This window comes from Ascidiimonas aurantiaca (genome assembly GCF_037646345.1).
Lineage (GTDB): Bacteria > Bacteroidota > Bacteroidia > Flavobacteriales > Flavobacteriaceae > Ascidiimonas > Ascidiimonas aurantiaca.
Genome location: NZ_JBBEWR010000002.1, coordinates 345,621 through 369,092, shown reverse-complemented (window position 1 = coordinate 369,092; position 23,472 = coordinate 345,621). Strand labels below are relative to the sequence as shown.

The window sequence follows — 23,472 nt, the reverse complement described above, 5'->3', positions numbered from 1 at the left end:
CACATCCAAAGTAAAATTAGAAAACGTAGATATAACAAATGAAAACGAAAAACATTCAAATTTATTAATTAAAAAATCAATTTTCTGAAAACATAAAATTCATTTAAATTTTCCGGAAGCCGCAATTATATTTTAACATGTAAAACCAGAGTGTGAATCCGGAAATATACAATAAGCGTTGCTGGTAACAACGTTTAACCAACGAAAGGGAGGATATACTACAGTTACCATTAAAAGTATTCATGTTTAAGAATATTTTTGGTACCGAAGTAATCGTAGTTCTTTTGGTTAGTTAAGTTTGGGATGAAAACTCCGAAGATCTTATTCTTCGGGGTTTTCTTTTTACAGGGTACCTGTTGTAAAAACCTTTTAGGCCATTTCTTTCTCTTCACAGCGTGGTAACAAATGTGCATTCATTATCAGGGTTATATTTTTAAAGGGTTTATTTACTAATTGCTCTACCCATGTTTCAGGGGTTAACCATTTCTCGTAATACGCAATAGCATTGGCTTTCATCTCAATAATTTCAGAAGAAGGCATGTGTAAGACTTCATGAATTTTTTCATGAAGATCATCGACTCCCGAATACACGATACAATTTTTCTTATGTTCTAACGGGGGAGAAAAAAATTCAGGATACTCAAGTATAGGAATAGTTCCTACGGACATGGCTTCTACCACATTGTGGCACATGGGCATTTTAGATCCTGAACAAGCAAGGAAAAAAACGGCTCTCGAAAGTACCTCTAGCCATTGTTCAAACGGTATTTTATAGTCGGAAGACCTAACTATGAAAAGACGATCATGCTTATTTTCAGTTGGTATCAACTGTTCCTTTTTCGTTACGAGTTCTATTTCATCTTTTTTTCCGGTCTTTAACAATGAAGAAATAATTTCAAACCGATGTGTTTTATTAAATCTCTCTTTTAAAATTTTTCTTGAATATTCTTTTTTATCCACGTTTCCGGCAAAAAGAATTTTCATTCGCGACGGGTTTTCTCTGTATTTTACAACTTCTTTATAATACCCTTTATGATACATTACCGGATGCATCATATAAGGCATGACAAAGTTGTTTTCAGGGAGTACCTGCATACCCGATGGAAAAACAAGTATTACTTTTTTCTCAACACCATTATGCCGAAGCAGTAACACGTTTTTTTCATTTTCCTCAAAAGGCGCATCTCCGGTATCAAACATACCAAGATCTATGTCTTGTAAAAAGGCTTTGTATTTGATCAATCTGGAAAGCAGGCTGTATTTTTTTTCCAAATAGATATCAAAGTTATACGCGTGAAAACTTTTTATTAATAAGTAGGTGTATCGGCCCCAATCATAATGCCAGTGCATACCGTTAAGTCTAAAAAATGCTTTGGACGAAATAACGCTAGCATTACCATCATTACCAGGAACTACCTTGGGATATTTTGAGAGTACCTTTTTGTAACGACGATAACTTTTAAACTTAAAAAAATTTAAATAATGTTTGAATAAAACGTCAAAGTCAATCATAATTCAGCTAATCCGGCTTTCAAAAAAGTACTGGGTGTAATTACAATAACCACGTATTTCATCCGGAATATAATATATCTACTAAAACCACAAATAAAGAAACAAAGTTATTATAAATTATGTTTTTTTACTTTGCTGAAATCAAAAAACTATAATATTCTGGTTGTTAAAAGTACTATAAAGTTACTGAAAGCGCTCTTAACCTCTTGCAATTAGTGTATTACCTCAACGCCTGTTTGTATCGCTTAAATGTATCCCACCTGTGTTTTCCCTCTGAAAAACTAGGGAAAGTCACGCCTTCGCGGCGGTTAATACTGGCTATTCGCCACACAATACGCCATAAAAGAAGGAGTTCTTTCCAGGCATTAAAAAGTTTATATTCGGGATCATAAATATGGGTGGGCTCTGCTCCTACTCCGTTTACTTCAAGAATATAAAATTCTTTTCCTTTCTTAAGTGCCTCGACAGATGCAGCTCTAATATCAAACCTACCAAAATAAAAACCTTTCATTTGGTGGCTCAGAGTATCAAATACTTTTTGCAGGTTTTCATCGTACTCTTGCTCTCCATTTACAAATTTGGTGCCTCTGTTGTGATTGCCAATTGGCTCGAGAATTAACTCCTCCTCTTTGGGCACTATACATTCCCAACTCTCTTTAAATATCCTCCGGAGCCTTACCCGCTGTAAGATGGCTCTTGGATTTCTACTTACGAGCTCTTCAAGGGTTGCCTGGCCATCACCCCGTACTTTTAAAAATTCTTTGATCGTTATAGAAGGGATATGCCCTGTTTTTTCGTTAGGGAACCGGTAATAAAAGATCCCTATTTCAAGGGGGTACGCAATGTATTCCTGTAGCAAATATGCCACATTTAAAGTAGTAAGTAGTGAAGAAAGGCCCTTTTTATCATTTACTTTATGCACCAGGAGTCCTCTAAAGCCTATATCAGGTTTTAGTATAATGGGAAAAACTATTCCTTTTTCTTTCATTTTCTGTAAAACATGGGTACTCTTCTCTCCCGGAAGTATTTTAAAACAACGCGGACAATGGGGTTCGGGCACGAGCTTTAAGGTTTGGAATTTGGAATCACTTAAAATAAACCCTTCTTTGATAGCCGGATTGGTGCTCAAGAAGAAAAATATATTAAATGATCTTAATGACAAATAGAAATGTTGTATATAAACAGGTATATACAATACCCACATAGGCCAGTACTCCCAGCTTAAAAGTTTAATAAAAAAAGGATGTTTTTTAATCTGTTTCATAGATGCCGGACCCCTCCTCCAAAAAGAAAAATTCTTTAGTAAGGGGTAAAGGATAATAATTTAATGAAGCTTTCTTAGTATTGACAAGTATTTGGGTAATACTTACTGTTTTTACTTCTTCACGGTCAAGAATAAAATGTGGCTTTTGCTGTTTTCCGTGAAGATCGAACACGGTATTTGGGGCAACGGGAAAATTCTCTAAAAAATTTTCGAAGACTTTTTCTTTTTCCTGCTTTTCCCTTATATTATATAAAGTGCTTGAAGACCACAAATAACTTTTAGTACTATCGAGTATCTGCTCATGTTTTTTTACACCGTCCCATACCAGAACGCGAAGGTTGTCTTTTTCGGCAAGTATTAGCGTGAAAGGTTCGATATTTTCTAAACTAACTGCATTCACAAAAGCAGCAAATGAGGGATGTTGAAAAGATTCTAACACAATAAGCCCTCTGCTTTTTCTGTAAGGTAATTTTCGGTGGTGTTTTACAAATGCGCCATTAAGCAGGCAGGCCGCTTTTTTTCTGTTAACATCCAGTGCTATCCAGGTACCTCCATTTTCTTTATCTAAAGGCGCAAAAACCTCATTGTGAGTGTTCAATTGTATTTTTCGAGGCTTTATAGTTTCTCTAAAGGGGCTTTCATCTCTATTTGAGGTAAGTATAAAACCTTCATGATAGGGTATATAACTTACTGTACACATAACTTCCTGTTTCTTATAGTTGAAGGAGCCACCCCAAAGTCTTTATCCAAGGTTACCGTTGTGTCTAATGCATTTATACCTATCTTAAGAATTGCATAATGATGCACTGTATGTTCAATATTATATTGCAGTTCCCTATAAAATGAGGTTACCATACCTACTGTATGGTCTATATCAGGGTCTGTACTGTAATTTACTATGAGTTGTAAAGAGGGGTTGCCCTTAACACTATTTAAAGAATCGATGATATGGGTTATACTAACAATACAGGCATTAGTGCTTGTTTCCAGAAGAATATCTCTTTTTCGGGTGTCATAATCCAGAGTACCTTGACTTTGCGCATTTATCAAACAATTGTAAAACTCAAGAATGTGTCTAACATGCATTCCTATGGTAGCTTTGTCTAAAACCACAAGCGGTGTCGTAAACTGCTTATCTGTTAATTGTTCTAAAATGCTTTTAAGTTGTTTTAGATTGTGTGTTGTAGCTTCCGTAAGCATTAGAAAAAGTTTGCGGGAAATTAATATCTTGTTTTAAGTCGTAGGTTTCTATCAAACTTACGTTAAACTTTTAATAATTTCACATTTATTTGCTCACTAATTTACAAACAAAAAAACGTAAAAGAAGCTGTGAATGCTCTCAAAACTAGGTTTGTATATTGAAAAAGATATCTTCAAAAAAGAAAAGTCTTCCTTTAGCGGGAAGACTTTTCTTAAAAAGATAAAAATTTAGTGATTATTCGGTTTTTTCTTCCGCCTCTGTTTCAGGAGTATCAAAATCAATATACCCTTTTGAGGTTAAAAGGTTATACCACTGTATTACTTTTTTAATATCACTGGGATATACCCTGTCTTCATCATAATCGGGAAGTACTTCGAAAAAGTAAGCCTCCAGGTCTTCTTTAGGTACTTTATGGCTTATACTGGTTTCATTACCGTTTTCTTTTTCTCTGATCTTTTTAAAGACCTCTCCCAAAGGAATTTCCTCTTTAAGTGTATAAATCGCTATTTCAGATAATATACTCACGTTGTTCCTGAGCCCTACGGTAATTCGTTTACCATCTAATAAAGATTCTGCCACAAAACCGGTTCTGGTTTGTGTTTTTAGTTCATACAAACCCTGCTTTCCTGAAATAGCCAAAATTTTGTCTAGCGTCATTGCAATTTTTATTTTAACAGCAAAGATTCAATCTTTCACATGAATTTCAAAAAAAATTAACGTCCTTTTTTCAATACGGGAAAGCGCATGCGATAATCTATTTTCACAAGTCCTTTCGAAATATTGGATAGCTTCCCTTTTATAAGACGCTTTTTAAGTGGAGAAAGTTTGTCTGTAAACAAAACGCCCTCTATATGGTCATACTCGTGCTGTATAATCCTGGCTGCCATTCCCGTGTAGGTATCTGTATGATGTTTAAAGTTTTCATCGTAATATGATATTTGTACCTTTTCGGGGCGAAAAACATCTTCACGTATATCGGGAATACTGAGGCATCCTTCATTAAAGGCCCATTCATTTCCGGTTTCTTCTTCTACGTGTGCATTGATAAACACCTTCTTAAATCCACTCAGCAGTTCCTGTTCTTCTTCACTTAAATCTTCATCATCGGCAAATGGGGTAGCATCTACAATAAAGAGCCTTATGGGCAGGCCAACCTGAGGAGCTGCCAAACCAACACCTGAAGCGTTATACATGGTTTCAAACATGTTTTCTAAAAGTTCATCTAGCCCCTCATATTCTTTATCTATGGGCTCTCCAACTTTTCTGAGTACCGGGTCACCGTATGCGACTATGGGTAAAATCATCTTTGTACTATTTATAATTTTATGCTGGAAAGGTAACTTTGTAAAATAATGGTAGCACTTATTTCATCCAGCAGTTTCTTGTCTCTTCGTTTACTTTTTTTCAAACCGCTGTCAACCATTGTTCTTACGGCCATCTTTGAAGTAAAGCGCTCATCAACCCTAATCACTTTTAATTTGGGCAACTCTTTATCAAGCGTATCTATAAAGCTACGGATTGCTGCTTCACTTTCGGATGGTAAGTTATTCATTTGTTTTGGCTCGCCTATTACCAAAGTTTCTACATTTTCGTTTGCTATATACTCTTTCAAAAAGCCCAGCAACTCGCCTGTAGGCACCGTGGTAAGGCCAGATGCTATTAATTGTAACTCGTCTGTCACCGCGATACCGGTGCGTTTCGTCCCGAAATCAATGGCCAGTATCCTTCCCAATGTTTTTTTGGCAAAAATAAGGTTTAAATTGTTATAAGTGTAAAACCAGAGAAGATATTGCATTTTAGGCTTTATATTTGTTCGTTATTTCTCAAAACCATAAAAGATGTCACAACTAAAAGAAATTATTGAAAAAGCCTGGAATAACAGAGCTTTGTTATCAGAAACCAATACTATTGAAGCTATAGAAGAGGTAATAAACCAACTGGACTCTGGCTCATTGAGAGTGGCATCTTTGGAAAACGGGAAATGGCAGGTTCATGAATGGATAAAAAAGGCGGTTGTATTGTATTTTCCCATCAAAAAGATGGAAACATTAGAGGCTGGTATTCTTGAGTTTCACGATAAAATACCTCTTAAAAAAAACTATGCCGATAAAGGAATACGTGTAGTACCACACGCAATTGCAAGACACGGTGCCTACATTTCTTCCGGGGTTATCATGATGCCCAGTTATGTAAATATCGGCGCTTATGTTGATGCCGGCACGATGGTAGATACTTGGGCCACGGTAGGCAGTTGTGCCCAGATAGGAAAAAATGTCCACCTGAGTGGCGGAGTAGGTATTGGCGGAGTTCTGGAGCCTTTGCAGGCAGCACCGGTTATTATTGAGGATAATGCATTTATTGGTTCCCGATGTATTGTTGTGGAAGGTGTACGAATTGAAAAAGAAGCTGTTCTTGGCGCTAATGTGGTTTTAACTGCTTCTACAAAAATCATTGATGTAACCGGAAACGAACCTGTTGAAATGAAAGGATATGTGCCTTCAAGATCGGTGGTCATTCCCGGTAGTTATACCAAACAATTTAATGCCGGTTCCTATCAGGTGCCCTGCGCACTCATTATCGGGAAACGTAAAGAGAGTACCGACAAAAAAACTTCGCTTAATAATGCATTGCGGGAGTATGATGTAGCTGTATGATCCATATACGAGTAGTATTCATTAAAGAGTGACTTTTGGAAACCCGAGAAAAACTTACAGTAATCATTCCCGTATATAATGAAGAGCACCATATAAAGGACGTGCTGCAATCGGTTTCTTTTGCCGATGAGATACTGGTAGTTGATTCCTTTAGTACAGACCGTACAGTAACTATAGCTAAAGCGTTTTCTCCCCGATTGCTCCAGAGGAAATTTGATTCGTATGCATCTCAGAAAAACTGGGCCATACAACAAGCTTCACATACATGGATACTGCTGGTAGATGCCGATGAACGAATATCGCCGGAACTGAGATCTGAAATACTGCACCTTCTTGCCCAGCCTAAGAATGATGCAATAGCAGGATATTGGATCAAAAGGATCAATCATTTTATGGGGCAGCGTATTCATTACAGCGGGTGGCGAAACGACAAAGTGGTACGTCTTTTCAAAAAGCACCTTTGTCACTATAACCACAAGCGTGTACATGAAGAAATAATTGCCAAAGGTGAGTTGGCCTATCTCAAAAACAGATTGTATCATTACTCTTATAGCTCAATGGACCAATATTTGCAAAAATTAAATCGTTATGCGTATTTACAAGCTATAGATTACGATGAAAAAACAGGTAAGCTCACCCCGTACCACTTTGTCATAAAACCCGCCTGGGGTTTTGTAAAACATTACTTTTTTCAAAGTGGATTCCGCGACGGGGTTCCCGGGCTTATGATTGGTTATATTCAGGGGTATGTAGTACTTATGAGGTACATAAAACTGTGGTTACACAGACGCAACCGTCAATAACTTCCAAATTACAAATCAAAAATTATTCCTTTTCAATTCCATAAGGAGTTCGCTGTACTTTTTGGGAACGGGTATGTTGGCGTATTGACTGATTTTTGGCAATAGATTCCGGGGTTTTATAGCCGCGTTTGTGATCCAGATGCACACAAACAGCACTGTAACGTATCTGTTTGGATTTGATTCCGTAATTAAAAAGACGTTCTCCCAGTTCCCGATCCTGTCCTCCGTATTGCATGCGCTCGTCAAAACCGTTCACTGCTACAATATCGGTTTTCCAACCCGAAGCGTTGTGCCCGTTCCAGCTGGCATTGGTAGGGGTAAATCTATTGAGTAGTCTTGCCTTAAATCCGCTGGCTGTGAGTTTATTGTTTTTAAAGGACGGTTTGAGCCCCTGATCTGTCAGCCACGAAACCGAAAAACAATTTCCCGAAGCAATATCTTCTTTCGTAATGTTTTGAGAGATATCCATAGGTAACATAAAATACCCTCCTGATAAAAAATAGCCTTTTTCTTTTTGATCAAAATGCACTTTAAGAAAATCTTTTCGGGGAATGCAATCACCATCACTCATTACAATATATTCTGCACGGCAGCTAACAATTGCTTTATTGAGTATTTTAGATTTCTGAAATCCATCGTCCTCCTGCCATACGTGCACTATGGGATAAAAAACTTCGTTTTGCATCCTTTCGATCAATTGTGCGGTTGTGGGTCCTGAGCCATCATCTGCGATCACCACTTCAAAACTTTTGAATGTTTGCTGATTATACCCCCATAATACTTTTTCAAGCCATGCTTCAGCATTGTATGTACTTATAATTACCGATATCTGTAACTTGTGCATCCCGTTTTATTTACGGCAAAAATATGAATGCCAATTTACATATCTTTGCTTTTTGCGATTTTTCCATCTTAATGACAAAGTAAAAATGTTGAAAGCAGTTCTGCACACCTTAAAAAAATTTGGTTACGGAATACTCAAAAAAATGAAATTCCTTCCTCAGGAGTTTTATGTTAAGATCTATTATGAATATTACACCGGAAAAAAACTGGATCTAAACAACCCTTTGTTATTTAATGAGAAAGTACAATGGTTAAAAGTATTTTACAGACCCGCAATACTCAACCAACTGGTAGATAAGTATGCTGTAAAAGCCTATGTTAAAGAAAAGGTAGGTGAAAAATATCTGAATGAAACCCTCGCTGTGTATGACCGTGCAGAGGATGTAGATTTTGATACACTTCCTGAAAAATTTGTGATAAAAGGAGTACACGGCTGTCATTTTAATCTTATTGTTAAAGACAAGGCCCGTCTTAATATTTTTCGTTCCCGTTTGAAATTAAAAAAATGGATGGCTAAGAATCAGTATTATCGCGGTGGATTGGAATGGGCGTATAAAGATGTTAAACCACGTCTTATTGCAGAAAAGTATCTGGAAGAAATGGGGAAGGAAATCATAAATGACTACAAGTTTTTTTGTTTTAACGGCGAGCCTAAATTTCTTCAGGTAGATGTAGAACGCGGAATTGAAGATTACCGTTGTTTTTATGATCTTGACTGGGTAAAACAACCGTTTACTTCAGAAAAAAATCCTTTTTACCCTGAAGAGGTAGAAAAACCGGAAAACTTTGATGAAATGATCTGGGTAGTTAGCAAATTATGTGAAGGTTTCCCTTTTGTCAGGGTAGATCTCTACAACATAAACGGTAAAGTGATATTTGGAGAGATGACTTTTTATCCGTCAGACGGGCGAAAAGAATTTGTGCCTCCCGAATACAATCGTATTCTCGGGGATATGTTGAAATTACCAGACCTGAAACCCGGAGAAAAATACATTACCGTACATCCTCAGCTTGCTTAGATTTTTGTCTTACCTAAAAGTAAATTGTACCTTTGTACTCTTTTTTAATAGCTAGCAGTATTGGCATATGTTCAAAGCAAATTACACAGAAGCTTTACAACCAAAAATATTTACCACTATTTCCGAAGCAGCCAGGCAAACCCAACTGGAAACCTATGTAATCGGCGGTTATGTTCGCGATTATATTATGGGTAGGCCCGCTCCCCGGGATATTGATATCGTAGCGGTAGGCAGTGGTATAGAACTTGCCAAAGCAGTAGCTCAGCTTCTTCCTCAAAAACCGGAAATTAAAGTCTTTAAAAATTTTGGTACAGCCATGCTCAAAACACAAAACACCGAAGTTGAGTTTGTTGGGGCACGTAAAGAAAGTTACCAAAGAGAGAGCAGAAAGCCTGCCATAGAAAACGGCACTCTGGAAGATGATCAGAACAGAAGAGATTTCACCATCAATGCTCTCGCATTATCGCTTAACCCGGAAAGTTTTGGGTTACTGCTTGATCCTTTTAACGGTTTAGACGATCTGAATAAAAAAATTATCAGGACTCCACTTGATCCTGATATTACATATTCTGATGATCCTTTACGGATGATGCGTGCTATCAGGTTTGCCTCCCAATTACAGTTTCACATCGAAAAAAAATCGTTAGAGGCAATAACGCGCAATAAAGACCGCATTAAAATAATATCTAAAGAAAGAATTATAGAAGAGCTTAATAAAATACTGTTAAGCAATCAGCCCTCCGTAGGGTTTAAGCTCCTGCACAAAACCGGTTTACTGTCAATTATTCTTCCGGAAATCACGGCCCTGCAAGGTATTGAGGAAATAGAAGGGCAGCGCCATAAAGACAATTTTTTTCATACACTGGAAGTGGTAGATAATATTGCTGCAAAAACAGATGATCTATGGCTTCGGTGGGCTGCTTTATTACATGATATAGGCAAAGCCCCCACCAAACGGTTTAGCAAAAAAACAGGCTGGACGTTTCACGGGCACGAGTTTGTAGGTTCTAAAATGGTGTATCGCCTTTTTAAACGCCTGCGAATGCCTCTTAATGAAAAAATGAAATTTGTACAGAAAATGGTGCTTATGAGCTCTCGGCCCATAGCATTATCTAATGATTGTGTGACAGATTCTGCAGTACGAAGGCTTATTTTTGATGCGGGAGATCATGTAGATGACCTGATGACATTATGCGAAGCAGACATAACCACCAAAAACCCAAAAAGGTTTGCCCGGTACCTCAATAACTTTAAACTGGTACGAAATAAAATAGTAGAAGTTGAAGAGCGGGATCATGTCAGAAACTTTCAACCCCCTGTAAGCGGAGAAGAGATTATGCATGCTTTTAACCTTACTCCTTCCAGAGAAGTAGGTATCATTAAAGACGCTATAAAAGAAGCTATCCTGGAAGGTGACATACCTAATGAATATGAAGCCGCCAAAGCTTTTATGTTAAAAAAAGGCAAAGAATTAGGCTTAAAAGACCATTAATAACCTCAGCAAACCAAACAACTCATAAAAAGGTATGATACAAAGTTTAAAAAACAAATATCGGAAAATTGTACTGGCCAGCCTTATCCTAGTATATCTGGTTATCATTGCAGGGGCCGTGGTAAGAATGACCGGTAGTGGTATGGGGTGTCCGGACTGGCCTAAGTGCTTTGGGTATCTTATTCCCCCTACAGAACGTGCCCAGTTAGAATGGCAACCGGAAAGATCGTTTAAAAAAGGGCAGGTTATTATCTGGGAAGAATCATTAAAGGTCGCTTCAAAAAACTTTACCACCGGGAGCACCTTTGATCCGGTGAACTGGGAAGACTATACCAGACATGATTATGCAGTTTTCAATCCCGTACATACCTGGACAGAGTTCATAAACCGGCTTATAGGAGCATTAGCAGGTCTGGCCACTTTATTAATGGCTATTGCCTCTCTGGGTTTCTGGAAACAAGACAAAAAAGTAGTTTGGCTATCCTGGCTCACTGTAGCAGCTATGGTTTTTCAGGCCTGGCTGGGTGCCAAAGTGGTCTATTCCGTTTTACAGCCCGTTAAGATCACCATTCATATGGTAATGGCCCTCGCTATCGTAGCACTTTTACTTTACCTTTTACAAATAGCAAAAACAAAAATCAGCCCTTTACCAAAAGACCGTACATTTCAAAATGTATTGATCGGGGCGTTACTGCTCACCGTTGTTCAGGTGGTTTTAGGAACACAGGTACGGCAGTTTGTAGATGAGCAGGCAGATATGGTTGGGCATATGGCCAAAGAACGATGGCTCGAACAACCCGAAGCACAGTTCTATATTCACCGTTCATTCTCCATACTTATCCTGGTCGTGAACGTGTTTCTCCTTGTTCGCAACCAAACAAAAAGATTAGGGTTCACCCTTATGAACTGGGTGCTTTTTTTACTCATAATTGAGATTGCAACCGGGCTTGCCATGTATTATTTTGATTTCCCTTTTGGCTCCCAACCTTTACACCTGGTTATTGCGTCTCTTTTCTTTGGAGTGCAATTTTATATGGTATTGGAGTCCATTCGCAGAAAAAAGGTGATGGTAACTTCGTAACTTTAACACAAAAGAAAATTAAACACTATGATTTATAAATTCAGGGTCATACTGGATGCTCAGGAAGACATTTTCAGAGACCTGGAAATACAGGCCGATAATACATTAGAAGACTTCCACAATGCAATTAGTCAGGCGTTTGGTTTTGACGGAGGTGAGATGGCTTCCTTTTACATATCTGATGACCAATGGAATCAGGGAGAAGAGATACCCCTTTTCGATATGGGAGATAACGACCCCAATACCCCATTAATGCATACCACCACTTTAGAAAGCATCCTAAACGAAGATAATAGAAATCTTATCTACATTTATGACTTCCTGAACATGTGGACTTTTTTTGTAGAACTTGCCGATATGGCTGAAGAAGAAAGCGGAAGATCATATCCAAATTTGTTATTTGCTTTTGGAAATCTGCCCGAAGTCCCCCCGGAAAAAACATTCGAATCAGATAACACCGGTGATCTTGACCTGGATATGGAAGAACCGGGAATAGACACACAGGATTATGATGACCTGGACTTTGAAGAAAACTGGAACTAACTTTCAATACATAGTAGCCACACACAATATCAACCTGTAAATAAAATCCATGATCAATCTATATAATGCTCAGATAGACAGCCTTTCAGTACACCGAGTAGGAAACAAAAGCCGTAATGAAAGTGTTTTCCTTTCCTCAGAACCATACCCGCTTAACGATGAGATATCAGCCGTTTTGAAGGAGTACTTCTTTAAGTCTTTTCGCGAAAAAGAAGAAAACTACTTTCGTTTTGTGCATGAAGTTGATATTGAGTTTGCTACTTTGTTCCCCATAGTTACCGATGTTTTTAAAGACCCTTCAGTTACTCATGAAAATTCCAAAAAAATAGCTACCCACCTTTTTGAACAATCCAATCATCCTCATATTAAAAGCGGTGAAGTGTACATCGCACATTTTACAGATGTGATTGTGGATAATGAAAAAACAAATGCCATTGGTATTTTTAAAAGTGAGCTAAAACACGATTTTCTTCAATTTGAAGAGAAAGCTACACACCTTGAAATAGTGATACAGCAAGGTATTAACATCCATAAGTTAGATAAAGGCTGCCTTATCTTTAATCTTAATAAAGAAGAAGGGTATAAAATACTTTCGATAGACAGCAATCGATATGACACCAAATACTGGTTAGAGAATTTTCTGGGCGTAGATGCCCTGACTGATGAAAACTTTTTTACCAAAAAGTACCTTAAATTCTGCCAGGATTTTGCAAAAGATGTGGTAAGGCCGGCTGAAGATAAGAAAGAAGAAGTGATGTTTATGAACAGAGCTGTTAACCATTTTGCGAAAAACGACACGTTTGAAGAAACTAACTTCCTGAATGAAGTAATGGACAATCCCGATCTTATTCCGGAATTTAAACATTACAAAGTTGAAAAAGGGCCAAAATACAGTATTGAAGATGTTTCAAACTTCCCTATAGCAAATAAAGCAGTATCTGACGCCCGAAAAAAAATTAAGAATGTAATTAACCTGGATACGCATATACAGATTAAAATGGACTTTGTAAATCCTGAATCTGCAGAGAAGTTTGTTGAAAAAGGCTGGGATGAAGAACGCCAAATGTACTATTATCTTGTGTATTTTAACCGGGAAGAAAAAAATTAACTCTCCATAATAAGGTAAAATAACCGTGTGAAAAAATAGGAGTTTATCGAGGTTGTTGTATTCATTCGTTTTGTAATAGTCTCTTGGTACTTACATCTTCGTAATTGCGTTTTACAAATTCCAGAGCCACTTTTACAATATGCCCCATAGACCGGCATCTTTTAAAACGCATATCCAGTGTAAAATCATACAGCTGCTTTTTTAAGGCCTGAACGTTTTCATAAGGTGCAATACGATCTTTTGCCATGATCTTTAATAATAATTTAATTCGTTTATTGGCACTCAAAATACGTTTGGCTATAATAGATCGCTCTTCTTTTTTATACTGTTCTATAGAGGCGGCTTTCAACCGTTGTTCTACCATCTTTACCATCTCATAATTTTCTTTAAAAAATTGCGGGCGATATACTTTAAAATTACTTTCATAACACTGTTGATCAAAATCAATTGCCCGTATTTTAAAAATAACATGGTCAAAATCATGCACAGGAATAATCACATAATTATATGAGCGCATATCGCCCAACAGGCGGATCATAACACGTTCATTAAACTTGACAAACTCTTTGGATATTTGCGATTTTTGAGCTTCTGAACAATTGGGGAGCATTTCTTTGATAAAAACATCGCCCGGAATACCTGCTATGTGTTCTTCAATCAGCGTATTTTTATGCACCAGGAAATTAATACGGTCAGGAGATAATATATGTTCCAACTCCAAACCGTATATGCGGGAAGCATCAGCTTTTTTGATGTAGAAATACGTATAATTATCATTCAGGATATTACGGATCTTAACCCGAAAAGGCTTTGAATTTCCAAACGTGCAGTAATCTATCGCATCAATATTGAGATACGGGATGGTTGCTTCATCTCCGTCAGAGTGTAATATAGTATATACTTTTTTCAGGTTATGATCAATTTCATTTCGTTCAAACTCCGAATAGAACACACGTACCCATAAAGTATCGTTATCATTTTCATCATACACCACTACCGAGCCGGAAAACCGGAGCAGATCTTCATAAAAAACAGGGATCTTTATGATCCTGTTATACTTTTTAAGATACTCTTCAAGAAGCGCATTTACTTTATACATAGGCTTCTTTTTTGATATTAGACGTCCACTCATACAAATTGGTTTGTTCAAATTTACGGCTTATTGTAACAAAATCTGTTTATAGTCGTCAACTAAGTACAACTTCTAAACATACCTAGCATATTTTGGAAACAATACTCACAATTAATAACCTTACTAAAAAATTTGGGCCGCTTACTGCTGTTAAAGATCTTTCATTTACTATAGAAAAAGGAAATGTGTATGGCATACTCGGACCTAACGGAAGTGGTAAATCTACCACTCTCGGTATGGTACTCAATGTAGTAAATCCCAGCGAGGGGTCTTTTTTCTGGTTTGACGGAAAAACATCTACACATGATGCCTTGAAAAAAGTAGGAGCCATTATAGAACGGCCCAACTTTTACCCGTATATGAGTGCGAGTAAGAACCTGGAACTGGTATGTGCCATTAAGGAGGTCCCTACTGAAAAAGTAAATGAGAAATTAGAACTGGTAGGACTGCTAGACCGCAGAGACAGTAAGTTCAGAACCTATTCTTTAGGAATGAAACAGCGTCTGGCCATCGCCTCTGCCCTGCTAAACGATCCTGAAATACTTATTCTCGATGAACCTACCAATGGTTTGGACCCTCAGGGTATTCATCAGATCAGGGAGCTTATTAAAAAAATTGCAGCGGGAGGAACTACCATTTTACTGGCATCTCACCTTTTGGATGAAGTTGAAAAAGTGTGTAGTCATGTGGTTATTTTAAGAAAAGGAAAAAAACTCTATTCCGGGAGAGTAGATGAAATGATTGCAAGTCATGGCTTTTTTGAGCTAAAAGCCTCAGAGCCTCAAAAACTTCTTTCATGGCTGGAAAAACACCCTTCATTTTCAGGTATTAAACAAGATAACGGTCTTATCACAGCTTTCCTTTCAGAGAACATGGAATCTGCCACTTTAAATGAATTACTCCATAAAGATCAAATTATCCTTTCACATCTGGTGAAACGAAAGGAAAGCCTTGAGGAGCAGTTCCTTACACTAACCGGCAATGTAAACTAATACGCCTGCGGGCATCTTCAAACCAACTCTATGAAAAGATTACTATATATTGAGTTTATTAAACTTTGGAATAACAGGGCCAGCAGGTTCCTTATACTCTCCTATTTTATACTACTTACCTCTATTGCATTGATTGCTGCTATAAAATTTGATATAGGTCCCATTAAGTTCCATCTGGCAGAACAGGGAATTTTCAATTTCCCGTATATATGGCATTTTAATACTTATGTAGCCGCGTTTTTTAAACTTTTCCTGGCTATTGTGATCGTTTCTATGATGGCCAATGAATACAGTAATAAAACACTCAAGCAAAATCTTATTGACGGGTTGAGTAAAAAAGAGTTTATACGATCAAAGTTCCTAATGGTAATTGCATTTTCATTAATCTCTACGTTGTTCATTTTTATAGTTTCCCTGATTTTAGGGTTTATGTATTCCGATTATAACGAGCTATCTATTGTTTTTTCAGATCTTGAATATCTTCTTGCTTTTTTTATAAAGCTCACCGGTTTTTTCGCATTTTGTCTTTTTCTGGGTATTCTGGTAAAGCGATCTGCTTTTGCTCTGGGCTTTCTCATTATCTGGCAGGTAGTAGAAGGATTATTTTATTTACTCATGCGATGGAAACTCGATGCCAGTATGGCTGATGCTATTTCCAGATTCTTTCCCCTTAATGCCATGAGTAACCTTATTAAAGAGCCCGGAAGTCGCCTTTCCGCAGTAAGATCTGTTGCAAGCCAGGTGGGAGAAGAATTTACAAAAGACTATTCGGTGCATTGGTACCAGATCCTGATTGTAGTAGTTTGGACCGCTTTTTTCATTTATTGGTCTTACTTATTATTAAAAAAGCGCGATTTATAGTATATTTAGTCCTTTCCCTATGACTAATGAAAAAGATTCTCTTTTTTTGGGGGCTATTTTTAATTTTTATTGGTACATTATCTGCACAAAGAGAAGCTGCCAACTGGTATTTTGGTCTTAATGCAGGTATTCGTTTTAATGGTGATGGCACAGTGGTGCCCCTTACCGATGGGCGTTTGAGTACCAATGAAGGGTGTGCCTCTATATCAGATAAATTTGGTAATCTTCTTTTTTATACCGATGGCATCACCGTGTGGGACCGTACCCATAACATTATGCCAAACGGTAACGGCCTGCTGGGAGACCCTTCCAGTACACAATCGGCCATTATTGTTCCTAATCCCGGTAATTCTAACCTCTATTATATTTTTACAGTGCACGCTCTGGGGGGTGATATTCATAACACCTCTTTACTCAGGGGGCTCAACTATTATATAGTAGATATGACTGCAGGACCTAATGGTGATGTGATTGCCAGAGGAAACAACGGGCAGCCTTTGCTAATTCCTAATTCCGAAAAAATCACTGCCGTACGTTCGGCAGATTGCTCATCTATATGGGTCATTACTCACTTTCTTGATACTTTTTATGCCTATCAGGTAACTCCTCTGGGAGTAAACAATACTCCGGTAGTTTCAACAACACCTACACTGGTTCCTTTGGGAGGATATCGATATAATGCCATAGGTTATTTAAAAGCATCTCCTGATGGTACCAGGCTTGCAGTAGCTCATAGCACCGTTGGCAACACTACCTCAAGATTAAACCCGGGAAAACTTTTGCTGTATGATTTTGATACCGCTACCGGACAGGTATCTAACGAATTTGAACTTGATGCTAATAATGGTTCTCCCTATGGTGTGGAGTTCTCTCCTAACAATCAGGTATTATATGCCACCATAGATTATTATAATGCTATCGGCATGATTGAAAACGGGGAGATCTTTCAATATGATCTGACAGCTTCCGATATTTCCGGTTCAAAAATTTCACTGGGAGATTTGGTTAACGGTGGTCTTCAACTCGCTATTAATGGAAAGATTTACAATTCTCAGTTTGGGGCCAATACACTTAATGTTATAAATAACCCTAATATTCTTGGATCAGGCGCTGATTTTATAAGGCGTCAACAAAGTCTGGGAACACGTGCTGCAACCTTTGGATTACCTCCCTTTATTCAATCCCTCTTCAATGAAGTAGTAGATATTATAGATCCGGGAAGTAATAACAATGCAGGCAATAACAGCCTTGAGTTATGTGAAAATGAATCTTTTACCTTTTCAGCACCTGTACTTTCGGGAGCCTCCTATACCTGGTATTTTGATAATGGAAACACTGAAGTTACATTAGGTTCTACCTCCAATACATATACATTAGCTAATGCATCTATGGCAGATGCAGGTATTTACCGGTTAGAAATAGATAGAAATGACGGAAGCTGCCCTCTGGAGGGATCCGCATTAGTTAACATAAATCCATTACCGGTCGTTACTAATAGTATTCTTGAACAATGTGATATTGAGGAGGGAAATGCCTCTGACGGGATTACCCGTTTTAATCTGTTACAAATGAGAGAGATTTTTACCAATGGTAATGCCTCGCTTACCGTAAGCTTCTATGAAAGCCTCTCAGATATTCAAAACAATATTGCAATCAATACACCGGAAAATTATAGGAATACCACCGCTTTCAATCAGACACTTTATGCGCTGGTTACTTCTTCCTCCGGTTGTTCTGTGACCTCAACACTTAATCTGGTGGTTAACCCGGAGGTTATTGATCTGGCGAATGCAACACAGTTTTTCGCCTGCAAGCTTGATCCTTCTGACAACACATTAGAGGGCCTTTTTGACCTGGAAGCAATTAAGGCATCCTATACCTCTCCGGATGTCAACATCTATGCGAACAGGGAAGATGCTACCATGGAGATAAATGAATTATCCGGCGATATCATTTCTGAAAATACCTTTGTGTACGTAAGACTGGAAAATGCCGGGCAGTGCGAGGGCATAGAAGCCGTAGAACTTATTGTGAGGCCCTTACCGGAAGTACTTTTTCCCGATACTCTTTTGATCTGCCTTAACACCCCTGCTCTTAGCGTAGAAGCTGCTCCCGGATTTGAGGGATATGCATGGTACCTGCAAAATGGAAATACGGAAACATTGGTCTCGAACGATCGTTTAACTACCCTCTCTATTGACGGTACATATCGTCTGGAGCTTACTACACTTTATAACAACGCAGGTACTCAGGGTAGTTGCAGTAATTCTAAAATATTTGAAGTACTCCCGTCCAACATTGCCACCATAAGCAATCTGAATATTACCGATATTTCAAGGAACAATCGGGTTGAGGTCATTGTTTCCGGAGAAGGCGATTATGAGTTTGCTTTCAACGATTTGAACGGCCCTTATCAGGATCGTAACGTTTTTGAAAATCTACCTCCCGGGTTTGCCACCTTATATGTTCGTGATAAAAACGGTTGCGGTGTTGTAAGCCGCGATATCGCTATTATTGGGTATCCCCGATTTTTTACTCCTAATGGTGATGGGTTTAATGACAACTGGCAAATTCGCGGTATTAATGAAAACTTCCTGGGAAACTCTACCATACTCATTTTTGACAGGTTTGGGAAACCACTCAAACAACTCACCCCGGGAGATACCGGATGGGATGGCACTTTTAATGGCTCTCCTATGCCCGCTTCTGATTATTGGTTCAGGGTACAACTTGAAGATGGGCGCGAATTTGAAGGGCACTTTTCACTAAAGCGCTAAGAATAAGTAAAAGTGTAACCAACATTTATACCCAAAAGGAGAGTTGCTGTCTTTTTTGTTTGTTAGTTTTGTGATATGAAATTCAAGATCAAGTCCAGTTTTACCCCGACAGGAGACCAGCCAGATGCCATTAAACAACTTGTAGATGGTATGAGGCAACAGGAAAGGTATCAAACCTTACTGGGGGTTACCGGTTCTGGAAAGACCTTTACGATTGCTAATGTTGTAGAGCAGGTACAAAGACCCACCCTGGTACTCGCACACAACAAAACACTGGCTGCCCAACTGTACTCAGAGTTCAAGCAGTTTTTTCCTGAGAATGCGATTGAATATTTTGTTTCCTATTACGATTATTATCAACCGGAAGCCTATATTCCCGTAACAGGAACCTATATAGAAAAAGATCTTTCGATTAATGAGGAGATAGAAAAACTACGATTAAGTACTACTTCTTCATTGCTTTCAGGAAGAAGGGACGTTCTGGTGGTAGCTTCTGTATCTTGCTTATACGGTATTGGGAATCCTCTTGAATTTCAAAAAAATGTCATTTCCATTGAACGGGACCAGGTACTTTCGCGTACACGTTTTATGCACAGACTGGTTCAAAGTTTGTATTCCAGAACCACTGCAGAATTTAAGCGCGGTAGTTTTCGGGTAAAAGGTGACGTTCTTGATATTTATCCGGGATATGCAGACGATGCGTTCAGAGTACATTTTTTTGGAGATGAAATAGAAGAGATAGAAGCATTTGATCCGGAAACCAATCAGGTCATTGACAAGTATGACAAACTCAATATTTATCCTGCCAATATTTTTGTTACCTCTCCCGAAATATTACAAAAGGCCATCTGGCAGATCCAGCAGGATATGGTGGCGCAGGTAAATTATTTTAAAGAAACCGGTAAACCTCTGGAAGCAAAACGACTGGAAGAGCGCACCAATTTTGACCTGGAAATGATACGTGAATTGGGATATTGTTCAGGTATAGAGAATTATTCACGATATCTGGATGGCAGAGAACCGGGAACCCGCCCTTTCTGCCTTCTCGATTATTTTCCTGAAGATTATTTGATGGTAATTGATGAAAGCCATGTGACCATTCCGCAGGTTCATGCTATGTATGGAGGAGACCGAAGCCGAAAAGAAAATCTGGTAGCTTATGGTTTCCGTTTACAGGCAGCTATGGATAACCGCCCTCTAAAATTTGAAGAATTTGAAGCTTTACAGAATCAGGTGATTTACGTGAGCGCTACTCCGGCAGATTATGAATTACAAAAAAGTGATGGTGTTTATGTAGAGCAGGTTATACGCCCTACCGGACTCCTCGACCCGGAAATTGAAGTACGCCCCAGTAAAAACCAAATAGACGATTTGGTGGAAGAGATCAGGATACGGGAAGAAAAAGACGAAAGAGTACTGGTAACCACTCTTACCAAGCGTATGGCAGAAGAACTTACTAAATACCTCACACGTGTAGGTATTCGATGCCGATATATTCACAGTGATGTAGATACGTTAGAACGTGTAGAGATCATGCAGGATCTGCGAAAGGGACTTTTTGATGTTTTAATAGGTGTAAATCTCTTACGGGAGGGGCTTGATCTTCCGGAAGTATCGCTTGTGGCTGTTATGGATGCCGATAAAGAAGGATTTTTAAGAAGTAACCGATCGCTGACCCAGACCGTGGGGCGGGCTGCCCGAAACCTGAATGGTAAAGCCATCATGTATGCCGATACCATTACGAACAGTATGCAGAAAACCATAGATGAAACTAATTACAGGCGAGAGAAGCAGATGAAATGGAACCTTGATAATAATATTGTTCCCAAAGCACTTAAAAAGAGCCTGGATAGTCCTTTAGCCAAAAACCCGGCCTTTTCTAAGACAGTAAAAGAAGATTTATCAATAGCGGCAGAACCGGATACCGATTACCTGACCAAACCCCAGTTGGATAAGCTGATACGTGATAAGCGTAAAGCTATGGAAAAAGCAGCGAAAGAGCTGGACTTCATGCAGGCAGCCAAACTAAGAGATGAGATCAAAGTACTTCAGGAACGTAAGTAACCTAAGGTAAGTTGTGTCATCAAGACATCTGGATAATAAATAAATACAAAGGCATTCCCAGCGTAATATTAAACGGAAAAGTAATGGCTAGTGCCATAGGGATATACAATCCCGGGTTTGCTTTGGGTGCCGCCAGTTTCATAGCTGCAGGTACCGCAATATATGAAGCACTTGCAGCCAGTATGGCAAAAAGAAACCGGTTTCCGGCATCATCTGTTATTATCCTGCTCACAAAAGCTGTGATAGTACCATTTACCAGAGGAACCACTATGGCAAAAAGAAAGGGGAATGCCCCTTTTTTAATGAATGAAGATAGTTTTTTACCACTGGTAATTCCCATATCCAAAAGAAAAACAGCCAGAAAACCTTTAAAAATATCTGTGGTAAAAGGCTTGATCCCCTCTGCCTGCTGATCGCTTGCTAAAAACCCGATTAAAAGACTTCCCAGAATAAGCAAAACACTACCGTTGGTAACAGAATGGGCAAACAAACCCGCAAAGCTCATTTTACGTCCTTTTCCTTTGGCAAAAAGTGCCATTAACAAAACCCCAATTATGATAGAAGGAGCCTCCATTAAAGCCATTACCGCTACCATATGTCCCCCAAAATCTATTTTTTGGATTTCCAGAAAAGAAACAGCCGTTACAAAAGTCACAGCACTTACAGATCCGTAAGCAGCGGCAATGGCTCCCGCATTAAACACCCCTAGTCTTTTTCTTAAAATAAAAAAACAATATACCGGAACCACCAATGCCAGGAATATACCAAATAATAAAGACCAGACTATTTCCATGTCAAAATCGCTATGTGCCAGTTCCTGCCCCCCTTTAAAACCAATAGAAAAAAGAAGGTATAACGAAATAAACTTAGAAGAATTAGAAGGGATCTCCAGGTCACTCTTAAAAAGTACAGCAATAATACCCAGAAAGAAAAACAGTAGTGCAGGATTCGTCAGGTTGTCAATTAGCAGATGAAAGTCCATTGAAAATAAAGGTTTGTGTTTGGTGTTGATAACGTACTCGGATAGAATAAGTAAACAGGGGAAGAACCAGGGCTTGTTGTGCTATTTTTGATACGTGTTTTTTCAAAAACCGCTTTTTTGAATTCGCGTGCAAATTTGAGAAGTTCAATTCATTTATTTTTATTTATATTTGAAATAAGCAACATAACTTTAATTAATGGATTATACACTTCATCAACTCCGTATATTTTTAAAAATTGCTCAAACCAAAAGCATTACAAAAGCTGCTGAAGAATTACACCTTACACAACCGGCAGTTTCCATTCAGTTAAAAAAACTTCAGGATCAATTTGAAATCCCGTTAACCGAAATTGTAGGGAGAAAACTGTATGTTACCGATTTTGGTAATGAAATAGCTATCGCCGGTAAGAGAATTTTAGATGAAGTAAATGCTATTAAATACAAAACACTGGCATATAAAGGGAGCCTCGCAGGTAAATTGAAGTTAACCATAGTTTCTACTGCTAAATATGTAATGCCTTATTTTTTATATGGTTTTATAAAGAACCATGAAGGTGTAGAACTTGAAATGGATGTTACCAACCGTGCCCGGGTTATAAGAAGCCTAGAAGCCAATGAAGTAGATTTTGCCATGGTGTCTCTCTTACCGGAAAAACTGCAAATTGATAAAGTAAGCCTTTTTCAAAATAAGTTATTTCTTGTAGGGAGTACCCGTTTCCCTTTTGTTGAAAAAATGTATGAGTATGATATTCTGGAATCGCTTCCGTTAATATACCGGGAAGAAGGTTCGGCTACCCGTCTGGCTATGGAACAATTCATAGGCGATCACAAGTTAAGCGTAGTAAAAAAAATGGAACTTACCTCTAACGAAGCTGTAAAACAGGCAGTAATTGCCGGCCTGGGATACTCAATAATGCCATTAATAGGTATTAAAAATGAACTTCAGAACAACGACCTTCAGATTATTCCTGTACAAGGGTTCCCTATTATAAGCGACTGGAACCTTATCTGGCTTCAAAACAAAAAATTCTCTCCGGTAGCCGCTTCGTATCTGGAACACATAAAACAAGAAAAAAGTAAGATCGCTCGCGAGAATTTTGAATGGTTTGAATGTTATTAAGGAAATAAAAAAAGAGGCAGTACA

General features: G+C 38.3%; 22 protein-coding genes. 12 read left to right on the top strand and 10 right to left on the bottom strand.

Translation table 11 applies throughout. The annotated features are described in order from the left end of the window. Window positions 1-369: 369 nt before the first annotated feature. The 7 genes from WAO84_RS04220 to ruvX form a co-directional block, all read right to left on the bottom strand. Window positions 370-1,512, bottom strand: coding sequence for a glycosyltransferase (locus tag WAO84_RS04220; protein WP_340063811.1), 1,143 nt, complete (start codon window positions 1,510-1,512; stop codon window positions 370-372). Between the two features lie 220 nt (window positions 1,513-1,732). Beyond that, the gene (locus tag WAO84_RS04215; RefSeq protein WP_340063810.1) at window positions 1,733-2,641 is read right to left on the bottom strand and encodes an ATP-grasp domain-containing protein; all 909 of its coding nucleotides are present in this window, start codon (window positions 2,639-2,641) and stop codon (window positions 1,733-1,735) included. A 121-nt stretch (window positions 2,642-2,762) separates the two neighbouring features. Beyond that, window positions 2,763-3,476 carry an NRDE family protein gene (locus tag WAO84_RS04210; RefSeq protein ID WP_340063809.1) on the bottom strand — a complete coding sequence of 238 codons (714 nt, stop codon included), beginning with the start codon at window positions 3,474-3,476 and terminating at the stop codon, window positions 2,763-2,765. After that, entirely contained in the window at window positions 3,464-3,976 is a 513-nt protein-coding gene (locus WAO84_RS04205) for a hypothetical protein (protein ID WP_340063808.1), read from the bottom strand. The genes WAO84_RS04210 and WAO84_RS04205 overlap by 13 nt, the downstream gene beginning before the upstream one ends. A gap of 235 nt (window positions 3,977-4,211) precedes the next feature. Continuing rightward, complete coding sequence (locus WAO84_RS04200) at window positions 4,212-4,634, bottom strand: DUF5606 family protein (protein ID WP_340063807.1); 423 nt, start codon at window positions 4,632-4,634, stop codon at window positions 4,212-4,214. 56 nt (window positions 4,635-4,690) lie between these two features. Continuing rightward, window positions 4,691-5,281 (bottom strand): peptide deformylase, encoded by a 591-nt coding sequence (gene def, locus WAO84_RS04195; protein WP_340063806.1) that lies wholly within the window; start codon window positions 5,279-5,281, stop codon window positions 4,691-4,693. A gap of 11 nt (window positions 5,282-5,292) precedes the next feature. After that, on the bottom strand, window positions 5,293-5,709 hold the full coding sequence (ruvX, locus tag WAO84_RS04190) for a Holliday junction resolvase RuvX (RefSeq protein WP_340063975.1): 417 nt from the start codon (window positions 5,707-5,709) through the stop codon (window positions 5,293-5,295). A gap of 106 nt (window positions 5,710-5,815) precedes the next feature. Here ruvX and WAO84_RS04185 point away from each other — a divergent pair, with 106 nt between their 5' ends. After that, window positions 5,816-6,631: a 2,3,4,5-tetrahydropyridine-2,6-dicarboxylate N-succinyltransferase gene (locus WAO84_RS04185; protein ID WP_340063805.1), complete on the top strand. Its 816-nt coding sequence runs from the start codon at window positions 5,816-5,818 to the stop codon at window positions 6,629-6,631. A 35-nt stretch (window positions 6,632-6,666) separates the two neighbouring features. Next, window positions 6,667-7,434, top strand: a complete 768-nt coding sequence (locus WAO84_RS04180; RefSeq protein ID WP_340063803.1) for a glycosyltransferase family 2 protein — start codon at window positions 6,667-6,669, stop codon at window positions 7,432-7,434. 22 nt (window positions 7,435-7,456) lie between these two features. On the opposite strand, the gene WAO84_RS04175 is transcribed toward WAO84_RS04180, so the two are convergent. Then, entirely contained in the window at window positions 7,457-8,278 is an 822-nt protein-coding gene (locus WAO84_RS04175; protein WP_340063801.1) for a glycosyltransferase family 2 protein, read from the bottom strand. Window positions 8,279-8,363: 85 nt separating this feature from the next. On the opposite strand from WAO84_RS04175, the gene WAO84_RS04170 reads away from it, so the two are divergent. From WAO84_RS04170 to WAO84_RS04150, 5 genes are all read left to right on the top strand, one after another. Further along, a complete protein-coding gene (locus WAO84_RS04170; protein ID WP_340063800.1) occupies window positions 8,364-9,296 on the top strand; it encodes an ATP-grasp fold amidoligase family protein in 933 nt (310 codons plus the stop codon). 67 nt (window positions 9,297-9,363) lie between these two features. Next, window positions 9,364-10,788, top strand: coding sequence for a CCA tRNA nucleotidyltransferase (locus WAO84_RS04165; protein ID WP_340063799.1), 1,425 nt, complete (start codon window positions 9,364-9,366; stop codon window positions 10,786-10,788). 34 nt (window positions 10,789-10,822) lie between these two features. Continuing rightward, window positions 10,823-11,869 (top strand): COX15/CtaA family protein, encoded by a 1,047-nt coding sequence (locus WAO84_RS04160; RefSeq protein WP_340063798.1) that lies wholly within the window; start codon window positions 10,823-10,825, stop codon window positions 11,867-11,869. Between the two features lie 27 nt (window positions 11,870-11,896). Continuing rightward, a complete protein-coding gene (locus tag WAO84_RS04155; RefSeq protein WP_340063797.1) occupies window positions 11,897-12,412 on the top strand; it encodes an IS1096 element passenger TnpR family protein in 516 nt (171 codons plus the stop codon). A 49-nt stretch (window positions 12,413-12,461) separates the two neighbouring features. Then, entirely contained in the window at window positions 12,462-13,520 is a 1,059-nt protein-coding gene (locus WAO84_RS04150; RefSeq protein ID WP_340063796.1) for a nucleoid-associated protein, read from the top strand. A 61-nt stretch (window positions 13,521-13,581) separates the two neighbouring features. Here the strand turns inward: WAO84_RS04150 and WAO84_RS04145 are convergent, their stop codons facing one another. Beyond that, complete coding sequence (locus tag WAO84_RS04145; RefSeq protein WP_340063795.1) at window positions 13,582-14,652, bottom strand: hypothetical protein; 1,071 nt, start codon at window positions 14,650-14,652, stop codon at window positions 13,582-13,584. A gap of 92 nt (window positions 14,653-14,744) precedes the next feature. Between WAO84_RS04145 and WAO84_RS04140 the strand changes: the two genes are divergently transcribed. The 4 genes from WAO84_RS04140 (at window position 14,745) to uvrB (ending at window position 21,346) form a co-directional block, all read left to right on the top strand. Further along, window positions 14,745-15,644: an ABC transporter ATP-binding protein gene (locus WAO84_RS04140; protein WP_340063794.1), complete on the top strand. Its 900-nt coding sequence runs from the start codon at window positions 14,745-14,747 to the stop codon at window positions 15,642-15,644. A gap of 30 nt (window positions 15,645-15,674) precedes the next feature. Continuing rightward, entirely contained in the window at window positions 15,675-16,505 is an 831-nt protein-coding gene (locus tag WAO84_RS04135; RefSeq protein ID WP_340063792.1) for an ABC transporter permease, read from the top strand. 26 nt (window positions 16,506-16,531) lie between these two features. Further along, window positions 16,532-19,282 (top strand): T9SS type B sorting domain-containing protein, encoded by a 2,751-nt coding sequence (locus WAO84_RS04130; protein ID WP_340063791.1) that lies wholly within the window; start codon window positions 16,532-16,534, stop codon window positions 19,280-19,282. A 75-nt stretch (window positions 19,283-19,357) separates the two neighbouring features. Then, entirely contained in the window at window positions 19,358-21,346 is a 1,989-nt protein-coding gene (gene uvrB, locus WAO84_RS04125) for an excinuclease ABC subunit UvrB (protein ID WP_340063790.1), read from the top strand. 19 nt (window positions 21,347-21,365) lie between these two features. Here the strand turns inward: uvrB and WAO84_RS04120 are convergent, their stop codons facing one another. After that, the gene (locus tag WAO84_RS04120; protein ID WP_340063789.1) at window positions 21,366-22,328 is read right to left on the bottom strand and encodes a sodium-dependent bicarbonate transport family permease; all 963 of its coding nucleotides are present in this window, start codon (window positions 22,326-22,328) and stop codon (window positions 21,366-21,368) included. Between the two features lie 196 nt (window positions 22,329-22,524). Between WAO84_RS04120 and WAO84_RS04115 the strand changes: the two genes are divergently transcribed. Next, window positions 22,525-23,448 (top strand): LysR family transcriptional regulator, encoded by a 924-nt coding sequence (locus WAO84_RS04115; protein ID WP_340063788.1) that lies wholly within the window; start codon window positions 22,525-22,527, stop codon window positions 23,446-23,448. Window positions 23,449-23,472: the final 24 nt, after the last annotated feature.

What these genes read in the sequence shown, in the direction of transcription:
- WAO84_RS04205 (WP_340063808.1), bottom strand. Translation starts at nt 3,976, where the DNA reads ATGCTTACGGAAGCTACAACACACAATCTAAAACAACTTAAAAGCATT.
- WAO84_RS04185 (WP_340063805.1), top strand. Translation starts at nt 5,816, where the DNA reads ATGTCACAACTAAAAGAAATTATTGAAAAAGCCTGGAATAACAGAGCT.
- WAO84_RS04175 (WP_340063801.1), bottom strand. Translation starts at nt 8,278, where the DNA reads ATGCACAAGTTACAGATATCGGTAATTATAAGTACATACAATGCTGAA.
- WAO84_RS04170 (WP_340063800.1), top strand. Translation starts at nt 8,364, where the DNA reads ATGTTGAAAGCAGTTCTGCACACCTTAAAAAAATTTGGTTACGGAATA.
- WAO84_RS04165 (WP_340063799.1), top strand. Translation starts at nt 9,364, where the DNA reads ATGTTCAAAGCAAATTACACAGAAGCTTTACAACCAAAAATATTTACC.
- uvrB (WP_340063790.1), top strand. Translation starts at nt 19,358, where the DNA reads ATGAAATTCAAGATCAAGTCCAGTTTTACCCCGACAGGAGACCAGCCA.
- WAO84_RS04135 (WP_340063792.1), top strand. Translation starts at nt 15,675, where the DNA reads ATGAAAAGATTACTATATATTGAGTTTATTAAACTTTGGAATAACAGG.
- WAO84_RS04145 (WP_340063795.1), bottom strand. Translation starts at nt 14,652, where the DNA reads ATGAGTGGACGTCTAATATCAAAAAAGAAGCCTATGTATAAAGTAAAT.
- WAO84_RS04220 (WP_340063811.1), bottom strand. Translation starts at nt 1,512, where the DNA reads ATGATTGACTTTGACGTTTTATTCAAACATTATTTAAATTTTTTTAAG.
- WAO84_RS04120 (WP_340063789.1), bottom strand. Translation starts at nt 22,328, where the DNA reads ATGGACTTTCATCTGCTAATTGACAACCTGACGAATCCTGCACTACTG.
- WAO84_RS04155 (WP_340063797.1), top strand. Translation starts at nt 11,897, where the DNA reads ATGATTTATAAATTCAGGGTCATACTGGATGCTCAGGAAGACATTTTC.
- def (WP_340063806.1), bottom strand. Translation starts at nt 5,281, where the DNA reads ATGATTTTACCCATAGTCGCATACGGTGACCCGGTACTCAGAAAAGTT.
- WAO84_RS04115 (WP_340063788.1), top strand. Translation starts at nt 22,525, where the DNA reads ATGGATTATACACTTCATCAACTCCGTATATTTTTAAAAATTGCTCAA.
- WAO84_RS04200 (WP_340063807.1), bottom strand. Translation starts at nt 4,634, where the DNA reads ATGACGCTAGACAAAATTTTGGCTATTTCAGGAAAGCAGGGTTTGTAT.
- WAO84_RS04130 (WP_340063791.1), top strand. Translation starts at nt 16,532, where the DNA reads ATGAAAAAGATTCTCTTTTTTTGGGGGCTATTTTTAATTTTTATTGGT.
- WAO84_RS04150 (WP_340063796.1), top strand. Translation starts at nt 12,462, where the DNA reads ATGATCAATCTATATAATGCTCAGATAGACAGCCTTTCAGTACACCGA.
- WAO84_RS04160 (WP_340063798.1), top strand. Translation starts at nt 10,823, where the DNA reads ATGATACAAAGTTTAAAAAACAAATATCGGAAAATTGTACTGGCCAGC.
- WAO84_RS04210 (WP_340063809.1), bottom strand. Translation starts at nt 3,476, where the DNA reads ATGTGTACAGTAAGTTATATACCCTATCATGAAGGTTTTATACTTACC.